The organism is Streptomyces sp. NPDC054956, assembly GCF_053609185.1.
Genome location: NZ_JBSGXB010000394.1, coordinates 1 through 6,085, shown reverse-complemented (window position 1 = coordinate 6,085; position 6,085 = coordinate 1). Strand labels below are relative to the sequence as shown.

Genomic DNA, 6,085 nt, shown 5'->3' with positions numbered 1-6,085 from the left:
GGGACGGCCAGGGCCGCTGCCAGCAGGGCGGCGGCGCACAGCGACGCCGTGCGGTCGCGCGTCGCACGGGCACCGGACACCGCCCTCACCCCCTGGCCGGAGCCCCGGCCGGGCCGAGCAGCGCGGCCGCGTTCGTGTCGAGGATCGCGGTGGCGTCCCGCGGGTCCAGCCCCGATTCCGCGATGTAGGAGACGGCCCGCACGAACACCTCCCCGTCCTCGTAGGGGAAGTCCGTGCCCAGGACGAGCCGGTCCGCGCCGAAGGAGGCCACCGCCGCGACCAGCGCGGGCCCGTGACGGTGCCCGACCGTGTCGTACCAGAGCCGGCGCACCGCCACCGAAGGGGCCTCTGGCGTCAGCGGGGACTCGTGGGCGAGGTGGTCGTCGAGCCGGCGCACCAGCATCGGCAGGGCGCCGCCGAGGTGGGAGGCGAGGATCCGCATCCGCGGGTAGCGCAGGGGCACCCCCGCGAGGACGAGGTGCATGACCGCCACCGTGTCCTCCACGGGCGCCCCGACCATCCAGGTCATGCGGTGCCCGGTGATCAGCGGGCTGGCGGCGCCCTCGCCCGCCGGGTGGACGTACAGGACGGCCGCCCGCCGGTCGAGTTCCTCGTACAGGGGGTGGAAGAGCGGATCGGCCAGGGTCCGGTCCCGCACGGTCGTGGTCACGGCCGCCCCGGCCATGCCGAGTTCGTCGAGTGCGTACGCGAGCTCGCGCAGGGCCGCGTCCACGTGCGGCAGCGGCAGCGCCGCGAAGGCCCGGAAGCGCTCCGGCCACCGGGCGACGAGCTCGGCGTAGGACTCGTTGGCCGTGCGGGCGAGGGCCACCGCGTCGGACTCCCGGGGCAGGTGCGGGGACTGCGGGGGTACGGACAGCACCTGGAGGGCGATGCCCGTGCGGTCCATGAGGGCGAAGCGGTGGTCCAGGTCGGCCGCGGTGGCGTCCGCGCCGATGTTCCGCTGGGTGTCCGTGTCCGTCCTGCCCAGCCGCTCCAGCCGGTCCAGGTACGCGGCGGTCCACAGGTGGGCGTGTACGTCGATCCGTGAGACGGGCGCCGGCGAAGCCGGGGCGGCCCCCGCGGGAGCCGAGGGCGCCGGTGCCGTCGCATTGCTCACCCTTCGATGGAACGCCCTGCCCGCCGCGCGGGCCAATCGGGGGCGCGCACGCCACCGCCACCCGGGGTCTGGCCCCCGGCCCGGGCCGCGAGGATCATGAGGAGGCGCCGGTGCGAAGGGGCTCCGGCGCCCGCCGCCGAGCCCAAGGGGTCCATGTGCCGTCCGCGTCGTCAGCGCCGTCCGTGTCGTCCGTCGAGTCGAGCTACGCGTCAGGGGCGTGCGAGGTGCCCCTGCTCGGCGACACCATCGGCGAGAACCTCGACCGCACCGTCCGCAGGTTCCCCGGCCGGGACGCCCTCGTCGAGGTGGCCACCGGGCGCCGGTGGACGTACGAGCGGTTCGCCGCCGACGTGGACGCCCTCGCGCTCGGACTGCTGGACCTCGGCATCGTCAAGGGGGACCGGGTCGGGATCTGGGCCCCCAACCGGGCCGAGTGGACGCTGGTGCAGTACGCCACCGCCAAGATCGGGGCGATCCTCGTCACCGTGAACCCGGCGTACCGCTCGCACGAGCTGGAGTACGTACTGCGCCAGTCCGGGATCAGGCTGCTCGCGGCGGCGGAGCGGTTCAAGACCTCCGACTACGCGGCCATGATCGAGGAGGTCCGGCCGCGCTGCGAGGCGCTCGAGTTCGTGGCCCTGCTGGACGGCCCGCTCTGGAACTCGCTGCTGGAGCGCGGACGCCTCGGAGACCGGGCCGACCTCGCCCGCGCCCAGGCCGCGCTGAGCCCGGACGATCCCGTCAACATCCAGTACACCTCGGGCACCACCGGGTTCCCCAAGGGTGCGACCCTCTCGCACCACAACATCCTGAACAACGCCTTCTTCGTGGGCGAGCTGTGCGGCTACACCGAGCTGGACCGGGTGTGCATTCCGGTGCCCTTCTACCACTGCTTCGGCATGGTCATGGGAAACCTCGCCTGTACCAGCCACGGCGCGGCCATGGTCATCCCCGCACCCGCCTTCGAACCGGGCGCGACCCTGGCCGCCGTCCAGGCGGAGTCCTGCACCTCGCTCTACGGCGTCCCCACCATGTTCATCGCCGAACTGGCCCACCCGGACTTCGAGTCCTACGAACTGTCCAGCCTGCGCACCGGCATCATGGCGGGCTCGCCCTGCCCGGTCGAGGTGATGAAGGAGGTCATCGACCGGATGGGCATGCGCGAGGTGTCCATCTGCTACGGGATGACGGAGACCTCGCCGGTCTCCACCCAGACCCGCGTGGACGATTCGGTCGAGCGCCGGGTGGCGACGGTGGGCCGCGTCGGACCGCACCTGGAGGTCAAGGTCGTCGACCCGGCCACCGGCAGGACCGTCCCGCGCGGCGAACCGGGCGAACTGTGCACCCGCGGCTACTCGGTCATGCTCGGCTACTGGGACCAGCCCGAACGCACCGCCGAAGCCGTCGACGCGGCGCGCTGGATGCACACCGGCGATCTCGCCGTCATGGACGGCGACGGCTACCTGAGCATCACCGGCCGGATCAAGGACATGGTGATCCGGGGCGGCGAGAACCTCTACCCGCGAGAGATCGAGGAGTTCCTGCACGGACACCCGGACGTCATGGACGTCCAGGTGATCGGCGTGCCCGACGCGAAGTACGGGGAGGAGCTCATGGCGTGGGTACGGATGCGCGAGGGCGCGGAGCCGCTGACCGCGGAGGCCGTGCGCGCCTACTGCGACGGCAGGCTGGCCCACTTCAAGATCCCGCGTTACGTCCACGTCGTGGAGGAGTTCCCGATGACGGTGACGGGCAAGATCCGCAAGATCGAGATGCGGGAGATGGCGGCCCGGCTGCTGGACCCGACGCCCGGCGCGTGAGGCGCGGGGGCGGTCTGCGATAACGCGGGCATCGCGACTGTCATGACCCCGTCGGGAACATGTCACGAACCCGTCCGTGCCCGGCGGAGCGCCGAGTTCCTCGACTAGTAAATGTGCCGAGGGCCGCGCACGGCGGTCCACGGACCCAGGGGGACAGACATGAGCCGCACGGGTACACGGGGCAAGGCCGCCGCCGCGATCGGGCTGGCGCTCGTAGGGGCGCTCGCCCTGACCGGATGCAACGACGACGAGAAGGACGGGGGAGTGACGCAGTCGCCGTCGGGCGCGGTGCCCCAGCCCACCACCTCACCGACCGCCGCGCCCGCCACGTCCGCACCGGCGAGCGCCGGTGACGCCAAGGCCGGTCAGAGCTTCAAGATCGGCCAGCCGGCCCGGTTCCCGTTCAGCTCGGGCGGCAAGAAGGGCACGATCGCGCTCACCGTCACCTCCATCGAGGAGGGCAAGCCCGCGGAGCTGGCGCCCTTCAACCTCGGGGACAAGGTGAACGGCAAGGTCCCGTTCTACATCCGCTACTCGGTGGAGAACACCGGCTCCACCGACCTGTCGTTCGCCTCGGTGGGCCACATGAAGGGGCTCCTGCCGGACGGCAGCCAGGCCCAGGACCTGCTGGTCGTCGGGAAGTTCGAGAAGTGCCCGAACGACTCGCTGCCCAAGGGGTTCACCAACGGACAGAAGGCCACGGGCTGCGCGGTCTCCCTGGCGCCGTCCTCCGCGGTCAAGGTCACCGGCGCCGAGTACTGGGGCGACCCCTTCGACCTGGGCAAGGGCATCACCTGGAAGTGACGCACGGGGATGCGGGCGCCCGCCCCGAAAGAGACGACCGGGCGCCCGCATCCGCTCAGCGTCCGGCCCCGGCGCCCTTCCCCGCGACCGTGTTGCTCGTGACCGTGCCGTCCGAGCCGGCCAGGGTCACCGCGTGACGGACCCCGTCGGAGCCGAGGACCACCACGCGCCAGGCGCTCCCGCCGCCCTCCTGGGGGACGACCTTCAGCGCTTCGGCCTTGCCGCCGGGGACGGCGGCCTCCGCCTTCGCCAGCGCCTGCGCCGCCGGCAGCGCGGGAAGCGGCACGGGGGCCCGGCCGGGCCGGTCCGGCCGGTCCACGACCGTCCCGTCGGGGCCGTCCGGCAGCCCGGGCCGCTCGGCGCCGTCCTAGCGGACTGCGCCCCGCTCGCCCTTCAGACCGGGCTTCCCCGGCTTCCCCGGCTTCCCGGGGTGCGCCGGCATCGGCGCCGTCATCGCACCGTCGGCCTGCCGCTCCACGTCGAACCGGTCCCAGGCGCGCTCCGCGCGCGTGCGCCGGATGTCGGAGCCGTGGTCCGCCACGGCCACGGCCGTGGCCCCCGCGCCGCCCGCCGCCACGACCACGAGCCCGAGCGCCACCCAGCGGCCCCGGCCCTCACGGGCGAACCGGGCTATCCGGGCACGGCGCCCCGGCGCCTTGGCGGTCTCGGCGGCACTGCCCTCGCCCGGGTCCGCCGGGTACTCGGGCGGCTGGGGAGTGGACTCGGTCATCTGGATGCTCCTCGCGTTCTCCGGGCGACGCACCCGGCTCGGCCGATCCTGCGAGCAGGATGCTGAAGCTTCGCTGAAGCGAGCTGAAGAACCCTTCAGCAAGCCCGCGACGCGACCTGAGAACCTTGCCCCATGCGCGTACTGGTAGTCGAGGACGAGCGGCGTCTCGCCGCCGCACTGCAACGTGGTCTGCGGGCCGAGGGCTTCACCGTGGACACGGCCCACGACGGTCCGCAAGGCCTGTGGATGGCCGGCGAGCACGACTACGACGCCATCGTCCTCGACATCATGCTGCCCGGCCTCAACGGCTACCGGGTCTGCGCCCGGCTCCGCGCGGCCGGCTGCGAGTCCGGCATCCTCATGCTCACCGCCAAGGACGGGGAGTACGACGAGGCCGAGGCCCTCGACACCGGAGCGGACGACTTCCTCTCCAAACCGTTCTCCTACGTGGTCCTCGTGGCCCGCCTGCGCGCCCTGATCCGGCGCACCGGCCGCCGCAGCCCGCAGGTCATGGAGTTCGGCGACCTCGTCGTCGACCCGGCCCGCCGGCGCTGCACGCGCGCCGGGGTCGAAGCCCGGCTGACCTCGCGCGAGTTCGCCGTCCTGGTGCACCTGGCGACCCGGGCCGGAGAAGTCGTGCCCAAACGGGAGATCCTCGAACACGTCTGGGACGCGGCCTACGAGGGCGACCTCAACGTGGTCGAGGTCCACGTCAGCGCGCTGCGCCGGAAGATAGACGCCCCCTTCGGACGGGCCGCGGTGGAGACCGTCCGGGGCGCCGGCTACCGGCTGGCGGCCGACGGTGGCTGAGTCCTGCGGGGACCAGGAGGACCGCTCCCGGAAGGACCGGGCCGGCTCCGCCCGGGCACGGACCCCGCGCCGAGCCGCGGCCCGGCTGCGCGCGGCGGCGTACCGGCTGCGCGAAGCCGCGTACCGACTGCGCCCGAGGTCGGTGCGCGCCCAGGCCACCCTCGGTGCCTCCGCCGTGGTGGCGCTGGCCCTCGGCGCGGCCTCCGTCGCCCTGATGGGGGCGCTGGAGACCAACCTGACCCGCGGGGCGCAGGCCGACGCCGAACGCCAGGCCCTCAACATCGCCGCGCTGGTGGCCGCGGGCCGGCTGGACCCCGTACCGGTCCCGGGCCGCGGCACGGACTTCCTGCAGGTGGTCGACGCGCAGGGCCGGGTCCTGGCGGCCAGTCCCAACCTCGCCGGCCGCCCCGCCCTCGCCCCCGCCCCGCCCCGGACCCCCGGCACGGTCCGCGACACCTGGAAGGGCGTGCGGGTGCGCGAGCAGCACCGACAGCGCGTCGTCCAGGTCACCACCGTCACCTCGAAGGGCCTGGTCACCGTCTACGCCGGGACCTCGCTCAGGGACGCCGACGCTGCCGACGACACCATCATGGCCGCCCTCTTCCTCGCGGTCCCGCTGCTCGTACTGGTCGTGGCCGCGATCACCTGGCGGGTCACGGGCTGGGCGCTGCGCCCCGTCGAGGCCATCCGCGCCGAGGTCGCCGAGATCGGCGACCGCGAACTGCACCGCCGGGTGCCCGTCCCGCACACCCGCGACGAGGTGGCCCGGCTCGCCGTCACCATGAACGCCACCCTGGACCGGCT

General features: G+C 73.7%; 7 protein-coding genes. 4 read left to right on the top strand and 3 right to left on the bottom strand.

The annotated features are described in order from the left end of the window. Positions 1 to 85 precede the first annotated feature (85 nt). Positions 86 to 1,117, bottom strand: coding sequence for an amidohydrolase family protein (locus ACWGDE_RS34960; protein WP_453393089.1), 1,032 nt, complete (start codon positions 1,115 to 1,117; stop codon positions 86 to 88). Between the two features lie 182 nt (positions 1,118 to 1,299). Between ACWGDE_RS34960 and ACWGDE_RS34955 the strand changes: the two genes are divergently transcribed. Further along, the gene (locus ACWGDE_RS34955; RefSeq protein WP_453393088.1) at positions 1,300 to 2,937 is read left to right on the top strand and encodes an AMP-binding protein; all 1,638 of its coding nucleotides are present in this window, start codon (positions 1,300 to 1,302) and stop codon (positions 2,935 to 2,937) included. Positions 2,938 to 3,096: 159 nt separating this feature from the next. Beyond that, positions 3,097 to 3,741 carry a hypothetical protein gene (locus ACWGDE_RS34950; RefSeq protein WP_453393087.1) on the top strand — a complete coding sequence of 215 codons (645 nt, stop codon included), beginning with the start codon at positions 3,097 to 3,099 and terminating at the stop codon, positions 3,739 to 3,741. 55 nt (positions 3,742 to 3,796) lie between these two features. Here ACWGDE_RS34950 and ACWGDE_RS34945 read toward each other — a convergent pair whose 3' ends face one another. Together ACWGDE_RS34945 and ACWGDE_RS34940 are read right to left on the bottom strand one after the other, a co-directional pair. Next, entirely contained in the window at positions 3,797 to 4,060 is a 264-nt protein-coding gene (locus tag ACWGDE_RS34945; RefSeq protein WP_453393086.1) for a hypothetical protein, read from the bottom strand. Between the two features lie 48 nt (positions 4,061 to 4,108). Further along, positions 4,109 to 4,471: a hypothetical protein gene (locus ACWGDE_RS34940; protein WP_453393085.1), complete on the bottom strand. Its 363-nt coding sequence runs from the start codon at positions 4,469 to 4,471 to the stop codon at positions 4,109 to 4,111. Positions 4,472 to 4,603: 132 nt separating this feature from the next. On the opposite strand from ACWGDE_RS34940, the gene ACWGDE_RS34935 reads away from it, so the two are divergent. Next, a complete protein-coding gene (locus ACWGDE_RS34935; protein WP_453393084.1) occupies positions 4,604 to 5,281 on the top strand; it encodes a response regulator transcription factor in 678 nt (225 codons plus the stop codon). Then, on the top strand, positions 5,274 to 6,085 hold an 812-nt coding region (locus ACWGDE_RS34930), incomplete at its 3' end, for a HAMP domain-containing protein (RefSeq protein WP_453393083.1). The genes ACWGDE_RS34935 and ACWGDE_RS34930, both read left to right, overlap by 8 nt.